Source organism: Flavobacterium foetidum (assembly GCF_004634245.1).
Lineage (GTDB): Bacteria > Bacteroidota > Bacteroidia > Flavobacteriales > Flavobacteriaceae > Flavobacterium > Flavobacterium foetidum.
This window is the reverse complement of the sequence record NZ_SJTF01000003.1, coordinates 169,594-191,010: the sequence shown is the minus strand read 5'-3', so window position 1 is coordinate 191,010 and position 21,417 is coordinate 169,594. Positions and strand designations below refer to the sequence as shown.

Sequence of the window (21,417 nt, the reverse complement as noted above, 5' to 3'; positions counted from 1 at the left end):
GCTCCTAATCAAAACACTCCATTAATAGTAAATCTCCATTTGCATGTGAAATAGTGACAAGACCATCTTTTTCAACAGAATTGCTGCTTCCTGTTCTGTAGCCCATTGTGAGCGTGTCGTTGTTTAATTCGTATTTTAAATTGGTTGACGAAATTCCGTTTACAATGCCAATCGGAATAAGGGAAATCGGTGTTTTTGCCGTATACCATTTCTCAAATTTTGTAGGTAAAAGAAATATTTTAGAATGGTCGTCAAGAATTACGATTTTGAGCAGATTGCGGTAACGAACAATCTGCGTCAGGTTGGTAATGGTATGATCAGCACGTTTTCCGGTAGCCCAAACGACATTTACGGCCGGTATTTTTCTTTCGATTAAATAATCAAAAGCTTTTTCGAGGTCGGTTTTATCCTGATCCGGCGTATGAACAATTTCGATAGGATATTGAGAAGTCTTGTAAAGTTCAGGATCAAAGCCCCGGTCAAAATCACCTAAAAGCACATCTACTTTTATACCCAATTCAATCACTCTTTCTATAGCCGAATCTAAAACGATTACCAAAGGAGACCATTCAAGCAATTGTCCTAATAATTCTGGATCGCATGCAGCGCCATTAGCAATAATTAAAGCAGGTTCCTGATCGTCTCGAACTATATGATGTGATGACATTTGATTTTTTTAGAATAGTACGGCAAAGGTACGGCTACAATTTTAGATTTTAGATTGCAGATTTTAGATTTTTTGCCACAGATTCTGCAGATAAGAAAGATTAGTCGATAAAATCCTTTAATCTGTAGCAAAAGATTAAAAATCAAGCAACCTTCTATGATAATTGATTTGGCCTAAATGATAAGCCAAATGTGTTGAAAGATGAATCAGAAAGAAACCTGTTGTCATTTCTTCTTCAAAAACAATTTCAGGATAAATGGCTTCTAAATCGGTTTTGGTTAAAGAATCGAGCACTTTATTGACCATCAAAATTGTATTTTCGATTTTGTCTATTAATTCTGTTTTAGGAATATCTTTCAAAGAAAATTCCAACGGACGATTACGGACATAGCCAGTATTGCCAAGATTTTTCCCAATATAAGTGTTGATATTTCCCATTAAATGAAGACACAGATTTCCGGCAGAATTTGAAATGTTTTTATCAACAACCCAAATTGTGTTTTCGTTTTGGTACGATTCAATTTCTGTTTTAAGTTTATTCAGATCTCTGTTAAAAAGAGTTTTTAAAGCTTCTGTAATCATAATTAATTTCTGTTTTTAATCGGAATCCAGATTTTTTCCTCAGAATCGGGATCTTCTTTTTTGTATTTCTCATCCATAACGGCAAAATGTGGCCTGTCGTCTACTGTATATTCTGAATTTGGAAGCCATTCTGTAAAAATAGAATGATAGGTTTTGTGGGCTTCAGAAGCAGGACCGAAATGAGTAAAAACAGCATAAAGCCCCGCTGGAATAATCAAGGTCTGCATTTCCATTGGTACCTCTTCAAATTTTGACACTTCTATAGCTGCCCATTTCTGAAAAGCAGAGGCCGGATCAAAATGATCAAAATGAGCATCGGGAAAAACTTCCAGTGAATATAAATTGTTATTCAGCGTGTTTTTTATTTCTTTTCGTTTTGGCATAAAACCGCTCCATAACTGAAAAGTTTTATTGTCTAAAAAAGACATTTCGAGATGCTGCCCAATAAGTTTTTTTTCTTCTAAAGTTCTAATTTCGGCTTTCATGATTATGGTTTTGGTGCAATAGTAAATATTTTTTCATCGGTTTCACTCAGAGAAAAATATCCTAAAGGGTAATTGCTTTTGTTTGTAGTATTAATAATGTTTCCTTTTACAGTTGCAGGAGGCGTCTGAAAAGGACCTCCAACATTGCTTCCGGCAATGCTGACTAGGATATTCATGTAGTTGTAATATTGTTTTGAAATTCCGTAATGCGTAATTTCAATTTCATTTCCCGGTTCTAAATCCTCTTCATCAGAACGGCTAAAAATTTCGTTTCCCTGATAAAATCTGTCGTCAGAAACATAATAGCTTGAAGTCACTTTGTTTGAATACACATATTTAAAAAGATAAAAATTTTCTTCTTCAGCAGGATCGGTAAAATAGGCTTTTACTTCAATATCTTCTCCAGTAAAACCTCCTTCATTATTTTGTTCGATTCTCGTAATCGGAGCAACAGGTTTTAAAATTTCTGTAGCCGTATAGGTATTGCCTCCGCTGACCACAGTAAGCGTGTACTGTTCGTTTAATACGGGTTTAAAAGAATTACAAACATAACGGCCAGTACCCGAGACTTCATTAAAATTGAATCGTTCATTTTTACTGTTTCTAATGTAGACTACGGCACCCGAAACATGTGGCACACTGCTTTCGTAATAGCCAGTTGTGGTGGTCAGTTTTACCGCTTGCTGTTTTCCTGAGGTTCCTTTTTGCCAGTTTATGGCGGCTTCAATTACCAATTTAGGAGGAGCGGTATCTAAGTCGACTTCTACAACTTCTTCACAACCAGCAAAGAAAAGCGGCACTAAAAGTACGATTGTTAAAAATGCTTTTTTCATGATTTTTAGGTTATGTGAATTGTTCAAAATTTAAAATTATACGTTACAGACGGCACAACTCCAAAGATGGATAATCTTACCGCTTCATTTTCACCTGTATCTACATTCTGGCGGAAATTGATCGAGGCTGCATTCATTCTATTATAAAGATTGTAAATACCAAAGACCCATTCTGCTTTCCATTTACGCTCTTTGTTTCTGCTTGGCGTCAGAGTTGCTGAAATGTCTAAATGATGATAAGCGGGCAGACGATTTTCATTTCGTAGGCCATAACTCGGAACCGTGATGCCCAGATATTGATACTGTCCGTTCGGATATGTAACCGGCTGCCCGGATTGCAATGTAAAATTAGCAGCAAACGACCATTTTTCGTTTAGATTATAAGATGAGGTTACGGCCAGATTATGTGTTTTATCGTAGGCAGAACTGTACCATTCGCCATTATTTATTCCGATTTCTTGCGGCGTTCTGCCTGGAGTCTGCTGTTCTGATTTTGATAAAGTATAAGAAATCCAGCCGTTAAATCTTCCTTCGTTTTTCTTTACCATAATTTCAAGGCCATAAGCTCGCATGCGGCCATTTAAAATAACCTGCTCTACAGCATTGTTGGCAATTAGGTCGGCACCGTCTATATAATCTAAGCGGTTTTTAATCTTTTTATAATAAGTTTCGACTTCAATGGTATAAGCACCGTCCTTAATATTCCTAAAATAACCTAATGCGCCTTGATCAGCGATTTGAGGTTTGATGTAATTATCGCTCGGCATCCAGACATCAAGCGGTGTAGGAGAGGAGGTATTGGATATTAACTGAAGATACTGCGCCATTCTGTTGTAACTTGCCTTAACAGATTGGTCGTCATTTAATTGATATGAAATTGAAAAGCGGGGCTCAAAATTACGGTAATCCTGAATTACTTTATTTTTCTCAAAATACTTTGTTGAAGTCGGAATTCCTTTTTCGTAAATCTGCATATCTTCATTAAAAGTAACAGGCTGATTATTCTCGTAATAATTGATTGTCGATTCGCCCAGACGATAAAAAAGGCTATAACGGAGTCCGTATGAAAGTGTTATTTTTTTTGAAAGCTGACTTTCGGCATCCAAATAAAGAGACGGTTCAAAAGCATATTTTTTGTCTAATTGATCCGGATTTATTCCCGAATCTTCGCCTTTGGGTTTAATGGTTCCCGGATTGAATTCGTAATAAATTCCGTTTAAGCCATAATTGAGTTTGAATTTATCCGAAAAATAATGTTTGAAATCGTATTTGATATTGTAGTTTTTGATGCCAGAGTCCCATTTAAAACCAACTACATCAAGCTCTAAACCGTAATAATAATCACTGTAAATCAGCGATAAATTAGAAAATAGTTTGCTCGAATACAAATGATTCCACCGCAGGTTTAAGGTCGAATTTCCATAAATATTGGTAAAGCTTTTATTAAGGCTGAATACGTCTCGGCCAAAGTAGCCAGATAAATACAAGTTGTTGTTGTCGTTTATTTTATAGCTCAGTTTTGTATTAAGGTCATAAAAATATGCGGCGTTATTTTTGTCTTCCTCAGAAAATTTGAGAAATAAATGCGCATAAGAAGTTCTTCCACCAATGAGAAACGAAGCTTTGTCTTTTACAATCGGTCCTTCGGCAAGCAGACGGCTCGAAATTAATCCAATTCCTCCATTTATATGGAATTCTTTACTGCTTCCGTCTTTTTGATAAATATCTAAAACAGAAGAAACCCTGCCTCCATATCTTGCCGGAATTCCTCCTTTAAACAATTTTAAATCTTTAACCGCATCGGGATTAAAAACAGAGAAAAATCCAAAAACATGCGAGGAATTAAATATTGTCGCTTCATCTAGTAATATAAGATTCTGATCGGCGCCGCCTCCGCGAACATTAAAGCCTGAAGCGCCTTCGCCTGCATTTGTAACTCCCGGAAGCAATAAAATCGATTTTATGACATCGACTTCTCCTAAAACGACAGGCATTTTTTTTATGGCTGAAATAGAGAGTTTATTTACGCTCATTTCAGGAGATTTAATATTGATTTTGCTTCGATTGTCTTTTATAATTACTTCCTGAAGTTCTTCTCCGCCTTCTTTGATTGAAAAATTCATTTTGGTATTTCGATTCAAAACAATGCTCCTCTGAATCGTCTGATAACCTATAAAGCTGATTTCGATTTCGTATTCGCCTTCTGGAACAGAAAGTGAATAAAAACCATATTCGTTTGTAGCAGTTCCTGTTTTTAAAGCCGGAATGTAAATGCTAACACCAATCAGTGTCTCATTATTTTTGCTGTCGCTGATGATGCCGCTTAAAGTAAATTTTTCCTGTGAAAAGGAATTAAAAACCGTAAATATAACAATCAACAAAAGATATAATTTTTTAGGAAGCATTATATTGATTTTGATTACATAAATAAATAATTTGTGCTAAATAGTAAAAAGATTGATTGTTAAATTATGGCTAAGATAAAAAAAAGGACAACCTTGCGAGTTGTCCTTTGTTATATTGAGATTACACAAAAGTGTTTTTCTGCAATTATTTAATTTTAGCAATAATAGCGTTAAATGTTTCGCTAGGACGCATTGCTTTGCTCACCAATTCAGGAGTTGGCTGGTAGTATCCTCCAATATTTTGAGCTTTTCCTTGTGCTCCAATCAATTCAGCGTCAATTTTAGCTTCGTTAGCTTCAAATTCAGCTGCAATTGGAGTGAAGATTGCTTTCAGTTCAGCATCTTTAGTTTGAGCAGCCAAAGCTTGAGCCCAGTAGAATGCTAAATAAAAGTGAGAACCGCGGTTGTCGATTTGCCCCACTTTACGAGCTGGAGATTTGTCGTTTGCCAAGAATTTATCGTTAGCCTGATCTAAAGTTTCGGATAAAACAATTGCTTTAGCATTGTCTAAAGTTTGTCCTAAATGTTCTAAAGAAGCACCAAGAGCTAAAAATTCTCCAAGAGAATCCCAACGCAAGTATCCTTCTTCTGTAAATTGCTCAACATGTTTTGGAGCAGAACCTCCAGCACCAGTTTCAAACAATCCACCACCATTCATTAAAGGAACGATAGACAACATTTTTGCAGAAGTTCCTAATTCTAAGATTGGGAATAAATCTGTTAGGTAGTCACGTAAAACGTTTCCAGTTACAGAGATTGTATCCAAACCTTTGATGATTCTGTCTAAAGTAAATTCAGTTGCAGCAACTGGGTTTAAAATACGGATATCTAAGTTTGTAGTATCGTAGTCTTTAAGATATTTTTGAACTTTTATGATCAATTCTCTATCGTGCGCTCTGTTTTCATCTAACCAGAAAACAGCTGGGGTATTAGATAAACGAGCTCTGTTTACAGCTAGTTTAACCCAGTCTTGAATAGGAGCGTCTTTTGCTTGACACATTCTGAAAATGTCATTAGCTTCAACGTTTTGCTCCATTAAAACAGTTCCGTTTGCGTCAACAACACGAACAACTCCGTCAGCTTTCATTTGGAAAGTCTTGTCGTGAGATCCGTATTCTTCAGCTTTTTGAGCCATTAATCCAACGTTAGGAACGCTTCCCATTGTTTTTGGATCAAAAGCACCGTGTTTTTTACAGAAATCGATAGTAGCAGTGTAAACTCCAGCATAAGAACGGTCTGGAATAACAGCAAATGTGTCCTGAAGTTTTCCTTCTTTGTTCCACATCTGTCCAGAAGTACGGATCATCGCAGGCATAGAAGCATCAACAATTACGTCTGAAGGAACGTGTAAGTTTGTAATTCCTTTATCAGAATTAACCATTGCCAAAGCAGGACCATTTTCGATTGCTTGTGCGATAGCTGCTTCAACTTCTGCTTGCTCAGGTCTTCCGGCTATTTTAGCGTAGATGTCGCCTAAACCATTTCTTGTATCTATATTCAATTCAGCGAATAAAGAAGCGTATTTTTTGAAAACATCTGCAAAATATACTTCAACGATAGCGCCAAAGATAATTGGATCAGAAACTTTCATCATGGTAGCTTTTAAGTGTACAGAAAGCAAAACTCCTGCCGCTTTAGCTTCAGCAATTGCATCTGCAGCAAAAGCTTTTAATTTGTTTACGCTTAGAACAGAACTGTCGATAATCTCTCCAGCTTTTAACGGAGTACTTGCCTTAAGTACAGTTGCAGTTCCGTCTTTAGCAACAAATTCGATTTTTACGTCATTAGCTTCGTTTACAGTCAATGATTTTTCACTTCCGTAGAAGTCGCCATTTGACATAGAAGCTACTTTTGTTTTTGAGTCAGCAGACCAAGCACCCATTGAGTGCGGGTTTGCTTTTGCAAAGTTTTTAACTGCTCTTGGCGCTCTACGGTCAGAGTTTCCTTCACGTAAAACTGGGTTTACAGCAGAGCCTAATACTTTTGCATATTTTGCTTTAATTTCCTTTTCAGCATCGTTTTGAGGATCTTCTGGGAAATTTGGTACGTTATATCCGTGTGATTGTAATTCAGCAATAGCAGCTTTTAACTGCGGTACAGATGCTGAAATGTTTGGTAATTTAATAATGTTCGCTTCCGGCTTTGTTGCCAATTGACCAAGTTCGGTCAATGCATCCCCGATTTTTTGAGCATCTGTTAATGCTTCAGGGAAATTGGCTAAAATTCTTCCTGCAAGAGAAATATCTCTTGTTTCGATTTCGATTCCTGCTGTAGCTGTAAATGCCTGAACAATTGGTAATAAAGAATAAGTTGCCAATAAAGGCGCTTCATCGGTTAAGGTGTAGAAAATTTTTGATTTTTGTGTCATTTTTTTTTTTTTTATAATCGTGTCGTCAAAGAATGGCGATGTGAAAAGTATAGTCGGCTCAAAACGAGCGGAGCAAATATAATAAAAACAGTCCGAAATCGGTGTAGTTTTATGTCGAAATAAAGGATTTATCAGATTGTTATTTCGCGCTCATTAAATTGTCAAATCGATGATTTTGCTATTAAAAAATTACGGTTTTGACAGTGAAAAAAATAAAGCATAAAAAAAACTCGTTTCAAAGTATGTGAAACGAGTTTTTTATAACATTTAGATAAATAATTATCTTCTTTTATCTTTAATCTTAGCTTTTTTACCAGTAAGTTCTCTGAAGTAGAAAATTCTAGCTCTACGAACTGCACCTTTCTTGTTGATTTCGATTTTTTGTAAAGCTGGTAAGTTTACTGGGAAGATACGCTCAACTCCAATTGCTCCAGACATTTTACGGATCGTGAAAGTTTCTGTGTTACCAGAACCTCTTCTTTGAATAACAACTCCTTTAAAAAACTGAGTTCTTGTTTTTTCACCCTCTTTAATTTCGTAGAATACTGTGATAGTGTCTCCAGCTCCGAAATCTGGGAAATCTTTTTTAGCAACGAATTCGTCTTGAACGAACTTTAATAAATCTGCCATGATAGTTTTAAATTATTGTTTAATATAAGAGCAACATTCACGGATCTCGCCAGAGGTTGGTCAAATTCGGGTGCAAATGTAGTTAAAAAAATATAAATTCCAAATTTTTTAAAATTACTTCGTCTGTTCGCTATCGCTCGAGTCCAAATCCTTTTTTAAAGCTGATTCTTCGGTACTTATTTGTAAGTATTAGGCATTCAGGAATTTTAGTATTCAGGCTAAAAACTGTTTTAACAACTTAAATACTATTTAACCCCTTGGGTGAAATTACTTTTTCAATTGTACTAAATCAGTTTAGACATAATCTGTCTAAATCTGCTTTAACCTGTATGAATCTGCGTGAAAAATTTATAAGCAAAAGGATTTCACGCTCCCACTAGCTATCGGGATTAATGGATTTTAGCAGATCAAATAACTAAACACTAATTATTGAACACAGGATGATTTATTATTTCTCTTCCAATAAATCCGGCCGTCTGTTTTTAGTATGCTCGTATGCAGCATCTTCTCGCCATTTTTCAATTTTAGCAGCGTGGCCGCTAGTTAATACTTCTGGTACTTTCCATCCTTTGTAATCGGCTGGTCTTGTGTATATAGGCCCAGAAAGTAAATTGTCTTGAAAGCTGTCTGTAAGAGCAGAAGTTTCGTCGCTTAAAACTCCGGGAATCAATCTGATTAAGGCATCAGACAAAACCAAAGCCCCGAGTTCTCCTCCTGATAAAACGTAATCCCCAATTGAAATTTCTTTGGTAATAAAATGATCCCTTACACGCTGGTCTACGCCTTTGTAATGTCCGCATAAAATGATGATATTCTCATACATCGACATTTTATTAGCCATTTTCTGGTTCAAAGTTTCGCCATCTGGTGACATATAAATAATTTCGTCGTAATTGCGTTGGCTTTTTAAATGTGTTATACAGTCGTCTATAGGTTGCACCATCATTACCATTCCGGCTCCGCCACCAAACTGATAGTCGTCTACGCTTTTCTGTTTATTGGTTGTGTAATCACGGAGATTATGAAAGTGAACTTCAACCAAACCTTTGTCAATAGCACGTTTCATAATAGAAGCTTCAAAGGGACTTCTCAGTAATTCAGGTAAAATTGTTATAATGTCAATTCGCATTTTATTCAAAACTTTAGAGGCAAAGATACAAAGTAAAAATAAAGCTTTTGCTTTTAAAAAATCTATAGGCTAAATTTGTAAAATTTTACGTATAATAATTCGTTTTATTTTGAATATTGAATTTTAAATGCGTACTTTTAATAGTGTTTAACGCTTTACAATGAAACTAAATAAAAAAAATATATGAAAAATATCATACTTGCTGGATTTTTACTTGTCTTGCTGGCTTCGTGTTCTACTACTTCTAATGCACCTGAAAAATGGGTAGGTCAGACTAAGCAAAAACTAATAAAGGCCCATGGCACACCTGTTCGAACCATAGCAGATAATCAACAAGGAGAGGTCCTTATATATGCAGAACAGTTTTTTATGACCAATGAAGGTCAAAACGGTTCAAAAATCGCCGGACCTTCTTACTGGAACTACGATTACATCTTTGTGAATAAGGAAGGGAACATTTATTCATGGAAAAGTGAAAAGCAGAAATTCCCTCCGCAGACTATAGACAGTAAAAAAATGGTAGCAATTAGTGCTTTGAAATGATTTACTTTGTTTAATTTGTGTTCTTTAATTGGGGAATAAAATGATTTCAAGAAGAACATTTATGATAAACAGTGCTTTAGCAACCGTTGGAATTTTGGCAATGCCGTCAATGGCTTTTAATTCCCGAAAAAGAGATATTGGATTACAGCTGTATACACTTCGCAGCGAACTAGCAAAAGATGTAAAGACTGTTTTAGAAAAAGTTTCTAAGGCAGGTTTTGCAACTGTAGAAACCTATGGTTTTTCTGTTAATAATCAGTTCTGGGGACTTGCTCCAGCTGAATTGAAAAAAATGCTTGACGCCAATGGACTGAAAGCTATTAGCGGACATTATAACTGTGGTTCTTTCTTGGCAGACGGAAACCTTTCTGAGCTAAAAGCTTCTATTGAAGCCGCTAAAACCTTAAAAAGCAAATATTTTACCATTCCCTGGGTCGATGAACCTTTTAGGAAAAATCTTCAAGATTATAAAATTATTGCCTCAAGACTAAATTTGGCTGCAGCATCGTGCCGTGAATCGGGCTTGCAGCTTGCCTATCACAATCACGATTTTGAGTTTCAAAAGCATGATGGGATAACCGGTTACGAAATTCTTCTTGATGAAACTGATAAAGATTCGGTTTGTTTTGAATTGGATTTGTATTGGGTTGTCCGTTCCGGAAATGATCCTATCAAGTTGTTTAAAGAAAATCCAGGAAGATTCAAGCTATGGCATGTAAAGGATATGGATAAAAACAATCCAGCGCTAAATACAGAAGTAGGCAACGGTAGTATTGATTTTAAAAGTATTTTTAAAGAAGCAGCTTTATCGGGCATGGAACATTATTTTGTTGAACAAGAGAATAATTTTGCTGTTGATTCTTTTCAGTCGATTAAAAGCAGCAACGATTTTTGCAGTAATAATTTTGACAAACTTTAATTTTTGAAGATGCACAAAATTTATTTATTACTTATTGTTCTTTTTTTGTGTTCTTGCCAAAAAAACAATCAAGATAATTATTTTGATACTATTGAAGATAATGATTTCAATCTAATGCCTCCTGCGCCTGGCGAGTGGCTGTATGGTCGTAAAGAAAAAGGACAGGATTTTGAAACTTTCTTAAAAACGAAGCATATTGTTCCCAATGAAAATTCAAATATTATTTACATTAAACCTATTGGTGACTTTACAGAGCTTCAGACCAGACAAATTGAGTTAACTAGAGCATATCTTGAAATCTTTTTTCAGCTAGAAACCAAAGTTTTAGAAAATACTTCAAATGATGTAATTCCGAAACATGCTAGAAGAATTGGCCAAGAAGGTCAGGAACAGTTTCTGGCAGGCTATATTTTAGACAGTCTTCTAAAAAAAGAAAAACCCCGCAACAGAATTGCCTTAATGGCTTTGACAGAAAAAGATCTGTTTCCCAAACCAGAATGGAATTTTGTTTTTGGATTGGCTTCTTATACTCAAAAAATAGGTGTCAGCTCTATTTACAGACTTCAGGATCGTAAATTAACCGAAGCTAATTTTAATTTATGTCTGTCAAGGTTACTAAAAATATGTTCGCACGAAATTGGACATATGTTCGGACTACGCCATTGTGTGAAAGTAAATTGTGCCATGAACGGGACAAATAGTCTCGAAGAAACAGATACCAAGGTCATTAGGTTGTGTTCGGTATGTCAGCAAAAATTGAATTCGAGTATCAAATACGATAATAAAAAGAGATTAGTCGAGCTTGGGGAATTCTTTAAAAATAATAATTTGAAAACAGAATTTGAATTAATGAAAAAAGACCTCGAAAGCATAGAATAAATGGATTCAATTTAACGGACAGAATCTTCTAGAATTTATTTCTAATTTTGAGAACAAATTGAAGATTAAATTATAAATAAATAAGATATGCAACATTCAGCAACAAGCAAAGAGTTTATAAAAGGAGATGAAATAGAATGGGAAATCGTCGGAGAAGGCATTAAGCGCAAAATTCTGGCTTATGATGATAAGGTGATGTTGGTAAATGTTTATTTTGAAAAAGGCGGAATAGGCGCGCTTCACGACCATTATCATTCACAGGTAACGTACGTTGCAAGCGGTAAATTTGATGTTACCATTAGCGGTAAAACAGAAACTTTAAAAGAAGGGGATAGTTTTTATATTCCACCTCATGCGGTTCATGGGGTTGTTTGTTTGGAAAGTGGCATGCTGACAGATGTTTTTAGTCCTGTTAGAGAGGATTTTTTAAAAGCGTAAAGGTTTTAAAATCGATACAATTGATCTTTCAAGACTTAAAGCAAAACAATAATTTTAAAAAATTATAACTTTTTTAAAATTTTGATTCGGATTAGATCGGTATTTTTGCAACATGAATTTATCAAAAACGAATGTCTTGTTTATGGCAGTTTGCACCGGACTTATAGTTGCAAATCTTTATTACTGCCAGCCTCTTATTGTCTTAATTGCAGAAGAATTTAAAATTCCCGAAGCCAGTGCGGGCACCATTACGTATCTTACTCAGGCAGGCTATGCTGTCGGATTATTTTTCATGGTGCCGCTTGGCGATAAGATAGAACGCAAAAGGCAGATCCTAATGACTACTTTCGCAACAGTGATTGCTTTGCTGATTGCGGCCACTGCCAAAAGTTTTCTGGTTCTGCAGATTGCCTCATTGTTAATCGGAATCACTTCAATTGTTCCACAGTTGATTTTGCCTTTGGCGGCTTCTCTTAGTGCAACAGAGCAAAGAGGAAAAGTAGTTGGAACCATCATGAGCGGTCTTTTGGTTGGAATTCTGCTTTCGAGAACTTTAAGCGGATTTATTGGTCAGGTGCTAGGTTGGAGGTCTATGTTTTACATCGCCGCCGCAATTTGTCTTTTAATCTTTTTTGTAATCCAGAATAAATTTCCAGAGAACAAGCCTCAGTTTCAAGGAACTTACGGACAATTGATACAATCTTTGTTTACGCTTATAAAAACACAGCCTGTTTTAAGAGAAGCAACTGCAATCAATGTTTTTAGTTTTGCACAATTTGGTGCATTCTGGACAACCATGGTTTTGCTTCTTTCGGGAGAACCGTTTCATTTTAATAGTGCAACAATCGGCTTATTCGGAATTGTAGGTGCTTCTGGAGCTTTGGCAGCGCCTTTGGTCGGAAAACTTGGCGACAAAGGAAACTCAAGAATTGCAGTTGGTTATGGTATATTGCTGATTCTAACTAGCTTCTTGATTTTTTACTTTTCAATTGAAAGTGTGATCGGAATAGCAATCGGAATCGTATTTATTGATATCGGAATTCAGGGTGTGCATATTTCCAATCAAACGCGAGTTTATTCTTTATTGCCAGAAGCGAGAAACCGATTAAATACCGTGTTTATGTCGCTTACTTTTTTAGGAACGGCAGCTGGATCTGCATACGGTTTATTGTTATGGAAATTAGGAGGATGGCACGCTGTAACAATTGGCTGTATGATTTTATCGTTATTAGCACTTACAGTTTATGGATTGACCTATAAGTCAAAATCGAAAAAACAAAAACCGCAAATTGATTAAAAAATTAATTTGTAAATTTGCGTTCAAATTAAAAACAACAATAATGGAAAACGGAATATACGCTAAATTCAACACTAGCAAAGGTTCGATTTTAGTAAAACTAACACACGATCTAACACCAGGAACTGTAGGGAACTTCGTGGCTCTTGCAGAAGGAAATATGGAAAATAAAGTAAAACCTCAGGGACAAAAATTCTATGATGGTTTAAATTTCCACAGAGTAATCGCTGATTTCATGATTCAAGGTGGTTGCCCAAAAGGAACAGGAACTGGGGATCCTGGATACAAATTTGACGACGAGTTTGTACCGAGTTTAAAACACGATCGTGCAGGAATTTTGTCTATGGCAAATTCTGGACCAGGAAGTAACGGTTCTCAATTCTTCATTACACACGTTCCAACTCCTTGGTTAGACGGGAAACACACTGTTTTTGGTCACGTTATTGAAGGTCAGGACGTCGTTGACGCTGTTGCTCAAGGTGATGCTTTAGAGTCTGTAGAAATTATCAGAGTTGGTGAAGAAGCACAAAAATGGAATGCAATTGAAGCTTTCATTGGTTTAAAAGGTGCTCGTCTAAAAAGAGAGGCTGCTTTAAAAGCCGAATCTGAAGCAAAAATGGAACAATTAGCAGCTGGTTTTGATAAAACAGAAAGCGGTTTGCGTTACAAAATGATTCAAAAAGGTGAAGGTAAAAGAGCTGAAGCTGGAAAAACAGTTTCTGTTCATTACGAAGGGTCTTTAGAAAACGGAAAAGTTTTTGATTCTTCTTACCCAAGAAAAAAACCAATCGAATTCAAATTAGGAATCGGACAAGTTATCGAAGGATGGGACGAAGGTATCGCTTTATTGCAAGTTGGAGACAAAGCGCGTTTTGTTATTCCGTCTGATTTAGCTTATGGTCCATCTGGCGCAGGAGGTGTTATTCCGCCAAATGCTACTTTGATTTTTGATGTAGAATTAATGGATGTAAAGTAAGAATTTAGACCAATTATAAATTGTCTTAATAGTAAATCCCGTTCGCAAGCCGAATGGGATTTTTTTTATTTTTACTCAAAAAACAGAGACAATTAATGAAATCAAAAATTTTAATTTTAAGTGCCGCTGCAATTGTATTATTCTCTTGCGGAACACAAAAAACTGCAATTGCCGAGGCTTCTCCTAAAGCTGCGGAGACAACAAAAGGAGATGTTGATTTAACTCCAGAATTGCTAGAAGGTAAAAATCTATACGAAAACAGCTGTGCAAAATGTCATAAATTATACGAGCCGAAAAAATTTGATAAAGAAAAATGGGCTCCGATTTTGGTAAGAATGCAGAAAAAAGCGAAGTTAGACGATGTAAAAATGGCGTCGATTACCAACTATATACACTCACAATTGTAGAAAATTCAATAGAAAACTATTCGGCAACGGATAGTTTTTTTGTTTCTAGGAAGACATAAAAAAACACCTTCAAAAATAGAGGTGTTTCAAAAAGTTACGGATTGCTTACAGCAACGATTTTTAAAGTCTTAACTCCGGCCGGAAGTTCCCAATCTACTTGGTCATTTTCCTTAAAACCAATGATGGCAACGCTTAAAGGAGCTAAAATAGAAATCTTAGATTGTTTTACATCAGCAGAAGACGGCAGTACAATCTGAATTTTCATTTGTTTGTTTGCTTTTACATCTTCTACCGTTACTACAGAATTAATCCTGATAATAGATTGGTCAAGGGTTTCTCCTTTGCTCACAACGGCACGATCCAGTTCCTGAGAAAGCTGATTGGCTTCTTTGGCATTTGTATTGTTTTTGCTCTTTAAAATTAATTCCCGCAAGAGTTTGTAATCTGATGAACAGAATGTTGGTATTGGTTTCATAATCGTCTTCATTATAATTAGTAAAATTTATTAATTGTCTTAAATAGTAGAAATAAATCACATTTCAATTTAGAAGTATTGAAATGATAAGCGTCTGTTGATGGAAAACCGATTTTTTTGAAAGAGAGACTTTTTCAAAAAAAAACAAATTAAAAATGGGGTTTAAAATCCTCCGCCGAAAAGAAGAAACTGAAAATAGACGGAGGCCTAAAAAATAAAGGCCTTATTATGTGAAATAATTACAGCGCCAGTCGGTTTTCTACTTGCAGAAAACGACTTTTTAAAAACTGTATACGGTATTATATTTCCCATAAGGATGATTAATTGATTTGCAAAGATAGCTAATCTTTTTGAAAATAAGCAATTGTCATTTCCATTTGATGTTGCAGCCAATACTTGGTTTCTGCGGTTCTTTTAAACTTCTGTTGTAGATTAAAGCATCAATTGCGCCTCTAAGGTCGCTTCCGCTAAGGGGTATTCCGTTGCCGGGCCTAGAATCATCGAGCTGGCCACGGTAAAATAATTTATCTTGATTATCAAATAAATAGAAATCTGGAGTACAGGCCGCATCATAAGCTTTTGCGGTTTCTTGGCTTTCATCAAACAGATACGGAAAATCCATTTTGTTTTCTAATGCAAATGCGGTCATAAATTCTGGTGCATCCTGAGGGTATTTGGTGGTATCATTGCTAGAAATAGCAATAATGCCGATTCCCTGAACACGGTAATCATTGGCAATCATAACAATTTCCTGGATAACATGAAGTACAAACGGGCAATGATTACACATAAAAATGACCAAAGTTCCTTTTGATCCTCTTAAATCTGCAAACGAATATGTGTTGTTTGAGTTGGTGTCTTTTAGAAAGAATTCAGAAGCTACTGTTCCCAAAGGAAGCATGTTTGAAGGTGTCTGTGCCATTTTCAATCAGAAATTAGATTTCCAAAAATAGAATTATTATTCTGTAAATAAAAGCGCACAAGTGTAAAAAAATATCCGGAGAATCGTCAGTTAATCAAAACGCAATTCTCCGGATAATATGAAGGGTTTATGAATTTAGAAAGTCAAGTAAATCTTCATTTAATTTTTCTCTATCGGTGTAAAATAAGCCATGTGGCGCACCTTCGTAAACAATATAGGTGTTGTTGGCAATAGATTCTGAAGCTTTTTTAGAAGTCAGTTCCATCGGAACTATCTTGTCATCATCTCCATGAATAATGAGAGTTGGAACTTTTATAGCGCTCAATTCATCTCTAAAATCGGTTGTGTTTAAAGATGCCGCACATTGCAGTGTTGCTCTAGGTGAGGCCACTGAGCATAAATTCCTGTAGTATTCTAATAGAGAGTTGCTTAAGGGTTTGTTGATGATGTTTACGCCAAAAAAGATTTTTCCGAAATTATCCAGAAAGCCAATTCTGTCTTCTTTTATAGAGGCAGCTGTGCTTTCGCTTTTTTCTACTGGTCGTCCTTCTGGATTGTCTTCCGTTTTTAATAGAAACGGAATGATGGAGGATACTAGGACTGCTTTTGCAACCCCTTTTCCGTGATGTCTGCTAAAGTAACGAACCACTTCGCCACCGCCCATTGAAAATCCAACCAAAGTGGCTTCCTCCAACTGAAGTTGTTCTATAATTTCGCTCAAATCATCTGTAAGAGTGTCAAAATCATACCCATTCCAAGGTTGTGAAGATTTTCCGAAACCTCTTCTGTCGTAGGCAATTACTCTGAAATTGTTTTGTACTAAAAACTCAATTTGGTATTCCCACATTTCGTTAGACAACGGCCATCCGTGAATCAGGATTACGGGTTTGCCTTTACCGTAATCTTTTACATAAAGTTTTACGTTTTGAGCGGTTTCTATATATTTATCTGTATTGTGATGTCTGATATCAAAATCGTGATCTCTTAGAGATGGACTGGCATTCATTACACTGTTTTCCATTTGCTATAATTTTAATGTTACTTTCAATTACAAGTCAAGTAAAATTAGAATTGTAGTCCAAAAAAATGGTTATAGAATTATAGTACTTCATTACAAAATTAATAGGTTTGCATGTAAAGCTTAATTTAGAATAAAATGGATTTAACTTGGAGTGAATTTGAAAGAACCGATATGCGAATTGGGACTATTGTGGAGGTAAATGATTTTCCAGAAGCCAAAAAACCGGCTTTTCAGCTTACAATTGATTTCGGTCCAGAAATCGGAATCCGAAAATCATCGGCTCAAATTACCAAACGATATAAAAAAGAAGATTTGGTAAACCGACAGATTGTATCAGTAGTAAATTTCCCAAAGAAACAAATCGGGAAATTTATGAGCGAGTGCCTTGTTTTGGGAGCAGTAGGCGAGGAGGGAGACGTAATTTTATTAGCGCCTGATTTTAAAATTCCAAACGGACTTAGGATTGGGTAGTTTTTTGTTAGCGGTCAGGGGTCAGTTTTTTACCGTTTATTACAGCACTAAACATTGATTGCTTTTTTTATTTTAAAAGTGATTACTAATAAGCTGAATAAAACTCTAAAAACTGACCACTGATTACTGTTCACTAACTTATTTTAGAAATAAATTCTCGTAAAATACGTTGGCCTTCTTCCCAATATTTCAAATCAGAATCAGAGTTGATGTGACCCTGTTTTCCCACGTTTATAAAATCACTTCCCCAAGCTTCTGCAAAGTGTTTTTTCCTTTCGAAAGAAGCATAAGGATCATTTTCGCTCGCAACAACCACCGACGGAAAAGGTAATTTGTACACAGGCATTGGCGCGAAATTCCGAATGCTTTCTGGCGTGTGTTGGGGTGAATCTACATCTGCGGGAGCTACAAGAAAAGCGCCTATAATGCTTTGGTTGGAATTTTTTGCTGCCCAATGCAAAACCAAAGAAACAGCCAGACTATGAGCCACTAAAATAGTGGGTTTGTTAAGGTTTAAAATATGTTCGTTCAATCGCGTAATCCAATCTTCTCTAATAGGTTCGTCCCAATTGTCCTGTACAATACGAATTGAATTTTCAAATTTTTTATGCCAGAAAGTCTGCCAGTGTTTTTCGCCCGAATTTCCAAGTCCGGGTAAAATTAAAAGTTGTGTCTCCATTGCCGTGGATTTTTATTTAGTGATTTATTTTTTACTTTCTTTCAGAATTCGGTTTACTTCGTTCACCAAAAGAGGAAAAGCTGGTTCTGTCATTCCGTGGTTGTAACCGTCTAATTCGTAAAGTTTAGTCTGTGTATGGCCAACCAATTTCATCATTCTTGCCAAGTAGGCATTTTCTTCATAGCGCCCAAGCATTTCCAATTCACGGTCTCCGGTAATTAATAACAAGGGAGGGGCATCTGCACGAACGTGATACAAAGGAGCGAATTCATCAATTGTTGGCTGTTTTTCTGGAATTCCCTTTTCTCTTCTTATTTCGAAGTGTGTGATGCATTGGCTGCTAAATGGTATAAGGCCGGCAATTTGATTGGCATCAATGTTTTCTTTTTGAAGCCATTTTTTCTCTAAGCCAATCATCAGGCCTAGATAAGCTCCCGCAGAATGTCCAGAAACAAAAATCTTTGTTTTGTCTCCACCGTAATTTGCTATATTGTTAAACGTCCAAGCAACAGCCGCCGCTGCATCCTCGATTGCTTTTGCCGCTTTTGCTTTAGGAGACAATCTGTAGTTTACGCCAATAATCGCAAAACCTTTATTTTTTAAAGCCTCAGGAATTTCTTTGTTTCCTCCGGTTAGTCCGCCGCCATGAAACCAGACAATTGTAGCAAATCCAGTTTTGTTCTTTGGATAATAAATATCGAGCACACATCTTTCATTGATATACTTGTCAGATTTGTTTGCAGATGCGCCGTAATATTGAATGTTGCTTTTTGTTTCGTATTCTAGATTTTGGGCAACTAGTGAAAATGCAAAGAGAAAGAAACTTAGTAGAAGGATTAATTTTTTCATTTTTTTTGGAAGTTGAGAGTTATGCGCTATAAGAGCGAAATACAAGATATAAAATATCCTAAAATAGTAAACGATGTTTAACATCTAACCCGTAACTTTTAACTCTTAAGCAAACTAAAATTAAAAAAAAAGCCCAAAATGCGGAACAATTTGGACTTGTGCTTTTTCAAGTTATGTTTGATTATATATCGTCAAAATCGATGTCAGTAAAGCTTGATCTTGGGCTTTCAATCTTATCTGAAGTGTATTCTTTTTTGAAATCTTTTTGATGTCTTTCAGAAATTACTTCCTCTCCTTTGTGGTTTAAAACATATGAAGTCATTTCTTCCAATATTTCTGCAAAGGCACTAAAATCTTCTTTGTATAAGTAAATTTTGTGTTTTTTGAAGTGAAACGAACCATCCTCTTCTGTAAATTTTTTGCTTTCGGTAATCGTGATATAATAATCGTCAGCTTTAGTTGCTCTTACATCAAAGAAATAAGTTCTTCTTCCGGCTCGTAATACTTTAGAAAAAATCTCTTCTTTTTCTAACATGTCATTTTCTCTCATAATACGTTCTATCATTATTTTGGAATTAATAGTAATCAAAAATCATAAAAAAATATCTATTACGCAACAATTAAAGTAATTCTTTTTCCGAAAGTTGTTTTAAATATAACGATGCATAATAACCCTCCTGATTTATTAATTGATTATGAGTGCCTTGTTGAATTATCTTACCGTCTTCGAGAATGATAATTTTGTCTGCATTCTTAGCCGATGAAACCCTGTGGCTTACAATTATTGTGGTTTTGTCTTTGCAGATTTCAAATAAATTATTCAAAATAGTTTCTTCTGTTTCGGTGTCTACCGCCGATAAACAGTCATCGAACAAAAGAATCTCTGGGTTTTTGATAATCGCTCTTGCGATAGAAACTCTCTGTTTCTGCCCGCCCGAGAGCGTAATTCCTCTCTCTCCTAAAATAGTGTCGTATTGTTTGTTGAAAGCAATGATATTATCGTGTACTACGGCATTTTTGGCTGCTTGCATGACTTCTTCATCAGTGGCTTCCTGATTTCCGAATTTGATGTTGTTTTTGATTGTATCTGAAAACAGAAAAGCATCCTGAGGAACAATGCCGATACTGTTGCGAAGATTATTTAGGTTCAAGCTGCTGATCTCGTTTTCATCAATTAGGATTTGACCTTTTGTTACATCATACAATCTGGAAATTAATGAAAGTATGGTCGACTTGCCAGAACCTGTTTTTCCAAGAATCGCCAGTGTTTCTCCTTTTTTAATTGTAAAAGAAACATTCTGAAGCGCTTCTATATTGGTGTCGCTGTACGTATAGCTTACATTTTCAAAAGTGATGGTTCCTTTTATCTCGGAGCGGTTTTCGTTTTTGTTTTTGATTTCGGGTTCGATTTTTAAAAATTCATTCAAACGTTTTTGAGAAGCTTCTGCTTCCTGAACCATAGACGAAACCCAGCCCAGAGAAGCCACGGGCCACGTTAGCATATTGACATATAATATAAATTCTGCAATCGTTCCGATGTTCGGAATCGTTCCGTTTATGTACATAACGCCTCCAAAATAAATAACAACCAAGTTGCTGATTCCGATAAGTGCAATCATCAACGGACCAAAAAGAGACTGTACTTTGGCTAAATCAAGGCTTTTGCTTTTGCTTTCTTCTGCAAGAGCCACCATATTATTCTGATGTTGGTTTTCTAATGAATAGGCTTTGATTACGCGGATTCCGGAAAATATTTCCTGTGTAAAACTCGAAACTTTCGACAAATATTGCTGGAAAGTGGTGCTTCTTTTATTGATTTCAGAACTCAGTCTAAAAATGCAATAGGAAAGAATCGGCAGGGGCAAAATAGTGTACAAAGTAAGCAATGGCGAAACACTGTACATAAACAAAATCACAATGATGAAGCGAATTGCTGTGTTAATGGTGTACATGACGGCTGGACCAACGTACATACGAACCTTAGAAACGTCTTCGCTGATTCTGTTCATCAAATCGCCGGTGCGGTTTTGCTTATAGAAATTCTGAGATAATGTCTCATATTGCCTGAAAACTTCATTTTTTAAATCAAATTCGATATGGCGTGACATTACAATCAAAGTCTGACGCATCAAGAAAGTCAGGAAACCTGCGACTATCGTAGTGCCGATGATTAGCAGCACGTTATGAATCAATTCGTTTTGAAAAAGAGCGGTGGCCGTCAAAGAAGATTGTTCTGCAGGAGATAGTTTGTCAAACCTCTCTATGGCATCAAAAGACTTGCTTACTAGCTTTGGAGTAAACAAAGAGAAAATTTGTGCGATAATGGTTATTAAAATCCCTAACGAAAAACTGTATTTATATTTTATGAAATATTTGTTTAAATAGCTTAGTTCTTTCATTTTTTTAAGAAATCTTCTGTTGAAACTAATTGGTTTTTCTGTA

The 21,417-nt window shown here is 35.9% G+C and carries 23 protein-coding genes; 8 read left to right on the top strand and 15 right to left on the bottom strand.

Annotated features, from left to right (window positions below):
- Positions 1 to 4 precede the first annotated feature (4 nt).
- The 8 genes from E0W73_RS05595 to trmD form a co-directional block, all read right to left on the bottom strand.
- Entirely contained in the window at positions 5 to 667 is a 663-nt protein-coding gene (locus E0W73_RS05595; protein WP_135221106.1) for a thiamine diphosphokinase, read from the bottom strand.
- 135 nt (positions 668 to 802) lie between these two features.
- Positions 803 to 1,249 (bottom strand): DinB family protein, encoded by a 447-nt coding sequence (locus E0W73_RS05590; protein WP_135221105.1) that lies wholly within the window; start codon positions 1,247 to 1,249, stop codon positions 803 to 805.
- A gap of 2 nt (positions 1,250 to 1,251) precedes the next feature.
- Positions 1,252 to 1,734, bottom strand: coding sequence for a GyrI-like domain-containing protein (locus E0W73_RS05585; protein WP_135221104.1), 483 nt, complete (start codon positions 1,732 to 1,734; stop codon positions 1,252 to 1,254).
- A gap of 2 nt (positions 1,735 to 1,736) precedes the next feature.
- Positions 1,737 to 2,567, bottom strand: a complete 831-nt coding sequence (locus E0W73_RS05580; RefSeq protein WP_135221103.1) for a DUF4249 domain-containing protein — start codon at positions 2,565 to 2,567, stop codon at positions 1,737 to 1,739.
- A 23-nt stretch (positions 2,568 to 2,590) separates the two neighbouring features.
- Entirely contained in the window at positions 2,591 to 4,972 is a 2,382-nt protein-coding gene (locus tag E0W73_RS05575; protein WP_135221102.1) for a TonB-dependent receptor, read from the bottom strand.
- A gap of 145 nt (positions 4,973 to 5,117) precedes the next feature.
- On the bottom strand, positions 5,118 to 7,340 hold the full coding sequence (locus E0W73_RS05570) for an NADP-dependent isocitrate dehydrogenase (RefSeq protein WP_135221101.1): 2,223 nt from the start codon (positions 7,338 to 7,340) through the stop codon (positions 5,118 to 5,120).
- A 279-nt stretch (positions 7,341 to 7,619) separates the two neighbouring features.
- A complete protein-coding gene (rplS, locus tag E0W73_RS05565) occupies positions 7,620 to 7,970 on the bottom strand; it encodes a 50S ribosomal protein L19 (protein WP_135221100.1) in 351 nt (116 codons plus the stop codon).
- 448 nt (positions 7,971 to 8,418) lie between these two features.
- A complete protein-coding gene (gene trmD, locus E0W73_RS05560; RefSeq protein WP_135221099.1) occupies positions 8,419 to 9,099 on the bottom strand; it encodes a tRNA (guanosine(37)-N1)-methyltransferase TrmD in 681 nt (226 codons plus the stop codon).
- A gap of 183 nt (positions 9,100 to 9,282) precedes the next feature.
- On the opposite strand from trmD, the gene E0W73_RS05555 reads away from it, so the two are divergent.
- The 7 genes from E0W73_RS05555 to E0W73_RS05525 all read left to right on the top strand — a co-directional run bounded on the left by E0W73_RS05555 (position 9,283) and on the right by E0W73_RS05525 (position 14,558).
- Entirely contained in the window at positions 9,283 to 9,642 is a 360-nt protein-coding gene (locus E0W73_RS05555) for a hypothetical protein (RefSeq protein WP_135221098.1), read from the top strand.
- Between the two features lie 40 nt (positions 9,643 to 9,682).
- Positions 9,683 to 10,561 (top strand): sugar phosphate isomerase/epimerase family protein, encoded by an 879-nt coding sequence (locus E0W73_RS05550; RefSeq protein WP_135221097.1) that lies wholly within the window; start codon positions 9,683 to 9,685, stop codon positions 10,559 to 10,561.
- Between the two features lie 9 nt (positions 10,562 to 10,570).
- Positions 10,571 to 11,440, top strand: a complete 870-nt coding sequence (locus E0W73_RS05545) for a Zn-dependent protease (RefSeq protein WP_135221096.1) — start codon at positions 10,571 to 10,573, stop codon at positions 11,438 to 11,440.
- A gap of 87 nt (positions 11,441 to 11,527) precedes the next feature.
- Positions 11,528 to 11,878, top strand: a complete 351-nt coding sequence (locus tag E0W73_RS05540) for a cupin domain-containing protein (protein ID WP_135221095.1) — start codon at positions 11,528 to 11,530, stop codon at positions 11,876 to 11,878.
- A gap of 142 nt (positions 11,879 to 12,020) precedes the next feature.
- On the top strand, positions 12,021 to 13,175 hold the full coding sequence (locus E0W73_RS05535) for an MFS transporter (protein WP_244248438.1): 1,155 nt from the start codon (positions 12,021 to 12,023) through the stop codon (positions 13,173 to 13,175).
- A 43-nt stretch (positions 13,176 to 13,218) separates the two neighbouring features.
- Entirely contained in the window at positions 13,219 to 14,151 is a 933-nt protein-coding gene (locus tag E0W73_RS05530; protein WP_135221093.1) for a peptidylprolyl isomerase, read from the top strand.
- Positions 14,152 to 14,246: 95 nt separating this feature from the next.
- Positions 14,247 to 14,558 (top strand): cytochrome c, encoded by a 312-nt coding sequence (locus E0W73_RS05525; protein WP_135221092.1) that lies wholly within the window; start codon positions 14,247 to 14,249, stop codon positions 14,556 to 14,558.
- A gap of 94 nt (positions 14,559 to 14,652) precedes the next feature.
- On the opposite strand, the gene E0W73_RS05520 is transcribed toward E0W73_RS05525, so the two are convergent.
- From E0W73_RS05520 to E0W73_RS05510, 3 genes are all read right to left on the bottom strand, one after another.
- Complete coding sequence (locus tag E0W73_RS05520) at positions 14,653 to 15,033, bottom strand: GreA/GreB family elongation factor (protein WP_135221091.1); 381 nt, start codon at positions 15,031 to 15,033, stop codon at positions 14,653 to 14,655.
- 367 nt (positions 15,034 to 15,400) lie between these two features.
- A complete protein-coding gene (locus E0W73_RS05515) occupies positions 15,401 to 15,955 on the bottom strand; it encodes a thioredoxin family protein (protein ID WP_135221090.1) in 555 nt (184 codons plus the stop codon).
- 127 nt (positions 15,956 to 16,082) lie between these two features.
- Positions 16,083 to 16,976, bottom strand: a complete 894-nt coding sequence (locus E0W73_RS05510) for an alpha/beta fold hydrolase (RefSeq protein WP_135221089.1) — start codon at positions 16,974 to 16,976, stop codon at positions 16,083 to 16,085.
- A gap of 135 nt (positions 16,977 to 17,111) precedes the next feature.
- Between E0W73_RS05510 and E0W73_RS05505 the strand changes: the two genes are divergently transcribed.
- A complete protein-coding gene (locus tag E0W73_RS05505; RefSeq protein WP_135221088.1) occupies positions 17,112 to 17,447 on the top strand; it encodes a tRNA-binding protein in 336 nt (111 codons plus the stop codon).
- A 133-nt stretch (positions 17,448 to 17,580) separates the two neighbouring features.
- Here E0W73_RS05505 and E0W73_RS05500 read toward each other — a convergent pair whose 3' ends face one another.
- The 4 genes from E0W73_RS05500 to E0W73_RS05485 all read right to left on the bottom strand — a co-directional run bounded on the left by E0W73_RS05500 (position 17,581) and on the right by E0W73_RS05485 (position 21,374).
- Positions 17,581 to 18,126: an RBBP9/YdeN family alpha/beta hydrolase gene (locus E0W73_RS05500; RefSeq protein WP_135221087.1), complete on the bottom strand. Its 546-nt coding sequence runs from the start codon at positions 18,124 to 18,126 to the stop codon at positions 17,581 to 17,583.
- A gap of 24 nt (positions 18,127 to 18,150) precedes the next feature.
- Positions 18,151 to 18,975, bottom strand: a complete 825-nt coding sequence (locus E0W73_RS05495; protein WP_135221086.1) for an alpha/beta hydrolase — start codon at positions 18,973 to 18,975, stop codon at positions 18,151 to 18,153.
- 181 nt (positions 18,976 to 19,156) lie between these two features.
- On the bottom strand, positions 19,157 to 19,525 hold the full coding sequence (locus E0W73_RS05490; protein WP_135221298.1) for a PUR family DNA/RNA-binding protein: 369 nt from the start codon (positions 19,523 to 19,525) through the stop codon (positions 19,157 to 19,159).
- Positions 19,526 to 19,595: 70 nt separating this feature from the next.
- Complete coding sequence (locus E0W73_RS05485) at positions 19,596 to 21,374, bottom strand: ABC transporter ATP-binding protein (protein ID WP_135221085.1); 1,779 nt, start codon at positions 21,372 to 21,374, stop codon at positions 19,596 to 19,598.
- Positions 21,375 to 21,417: the final 43 nt, after the last annotated feature.

Excerpts from the sequence above, each read along its gene's own strand:
- E0W73_RS05535 (WP_244248438.1), top strand. The coding sequence starts at position 12,021 with ATGGCAGTTTGCACCGGACTTATAGTTGCAAATCTTTATTACTGCCAG.
- E0W73_RS05490 (WP_135221298.1), bottom strand. The coding sequence starts at position 19,525 with ATGAGAGAAAATGACATGTTAGAAAAAGAAGAGATTTTTTCTAAAGTA.
- E0W73_RS05485 (WP_135221085.1), bottom strand. The coding sequence starts at position 21,374 with ATGAAAGAACTAAGCTATTTAAACAAATATTTCATAAAATATAAATAC.
- E0W73_RS05505 (WP_135221088.1), top strand. The coding sequence starts at position 17,112 with ATGGATTTAACTTGGAGTGAATTTGAAAGAACCGATATGCGAATTGGG.
- E0W73_RS05570 (WP_135221101.1), bottom strand. The coding sequence starts at position 7,340 with ATGACACAAAAATCAAAAATTTTCTACACCTTAACCGATGAAGCGCCT.
- trmD (WP_135221099.1), bottom strand. The coding sequence starts at position 9,099 with ATGCGAATTGACATTATAACAATTTTACCTGAATTACTGAGAAGTCCC.
- E0W73_RS05595 (WP_135221106.1), bottom strand. The coding sequence starts at position 667 with ATGTCATCACATCATATAGTTCGAGACGATCAGGAACCTGCTTTAATT.
- E0W73_RS05550 (WP_135221097.1), top strand. The coding sequence starts at position 9,683 with ATGATTTCAAGAAGAACATTTATGATAAACAGTGCTTTAGCAACCGTT.
- E0W73_RS05500 (WP_135221087.1), bottom strand. The coding sequence starts at position 18,126 with ATGGAGACACAACTTTTAATTTTACCCGGACTTGGAAATTCGGGCGAA.
- E0W73_RS05590 (WP_135221105.1), bottom strand. The coding sequence starts at position 1,249 with ATGATTACAGAAGCTTTAAAAACTCTTTTTAACAGAGATCTGAATAAA.
- E0W73_RS05545 (WP_135221096.1), top strand. The coding sequence starts at position 10,571 with ATGCACAAAATTTATTTATTACTTATTGTTCTTTTTTTGTGTTCTTGC.
- E0W73_RS05525 (WP_135221092.1), top strand. The coding sequence starts at position 14,247 with ATGAAATCAAAAATTTTAATTTTAAGTGCCGCTGCAATTGTATTATTC.
- E0W73_RS05515 (WP_135221090.1), bottom strand. The coding sequence starts at position 15,955 with ATGGCACAGACACCTTCAAACATGCTTCCTTTGGGAACAGTAGCTTCT.
- E0W73_RS05575 (WP_135221102.1), bottom strand. The coding sequence starts at position 4,972 with ATGCTTCCTAAAAAATTATATCTTTTGTTGATTGTTATATTTACGGTT.
- E0W73_RS05530 (WP_135221093.1), top strand. The coding sequence starts at position 13,219 with ATGGAAAACGGAATATACGCTAAATTCAACACTAGCAAAGGTTCGATT.
- E0W73_RS05510 (WP_135221089.1), bottom strand. The coding sequence starts at position 16,976 with ATGGAAAACAGTGTAATGAATGCCAGTCCATCTCTAAGAGATCACGAT.
- E0W73_RS05520 (WP_135221091.1), bottom strand. The coding sequence starts at position 15,033 with ATGAAACCAATACCAACATTCTGTTCATCAGATTACAAACTCTTGCGG.
- E0W73_RS05495 (WP_135221086.1), bottom strand. The coding sequence starts at position 18,975 with ATGAAAAAATTAATCCTTCTACTAAGTTTCTTTCTCTTTGCATTTTCA.
- E0W73_RS05580 (WP_135221103.1), bottom strand. The coding sequence starts at position 2,567 with ATGAAAAAAGCATTTTTAACAATCGTACTTTTAGTGCCGCTTTTCTTT.
- E0W73_RS05540 (WP_135221095.1), top strand. The coding sequence starts at position 11,528 with ATGCAACATTCAGCAACAAGCAAAGAGTTTATAAAAGGAGATGAAATA.
- rplS (WP_135221100.1), bottom strand. The coding sequence starts at position 7,970 with ATGGCAGATTTATTAAAGTTCGTTCAAGACGAATTCGTTGCTAAAAAA.
- E0W73_RS05585 (WP_135221104.1), bottom strand. The coding sequence starts at position 1,734 with ATGAAAGCCGAAATTAGAACTTTAGAAGAAAAAAAACTTATTGGGCAG.
- E0W73_RS05555 (WP_135221098.1), top strand. The coding sequence starts at position 9,283 with ATGAAAAATATCATACTTGCTGGATTTTTACTTGTCTTGCTGGCTTCG.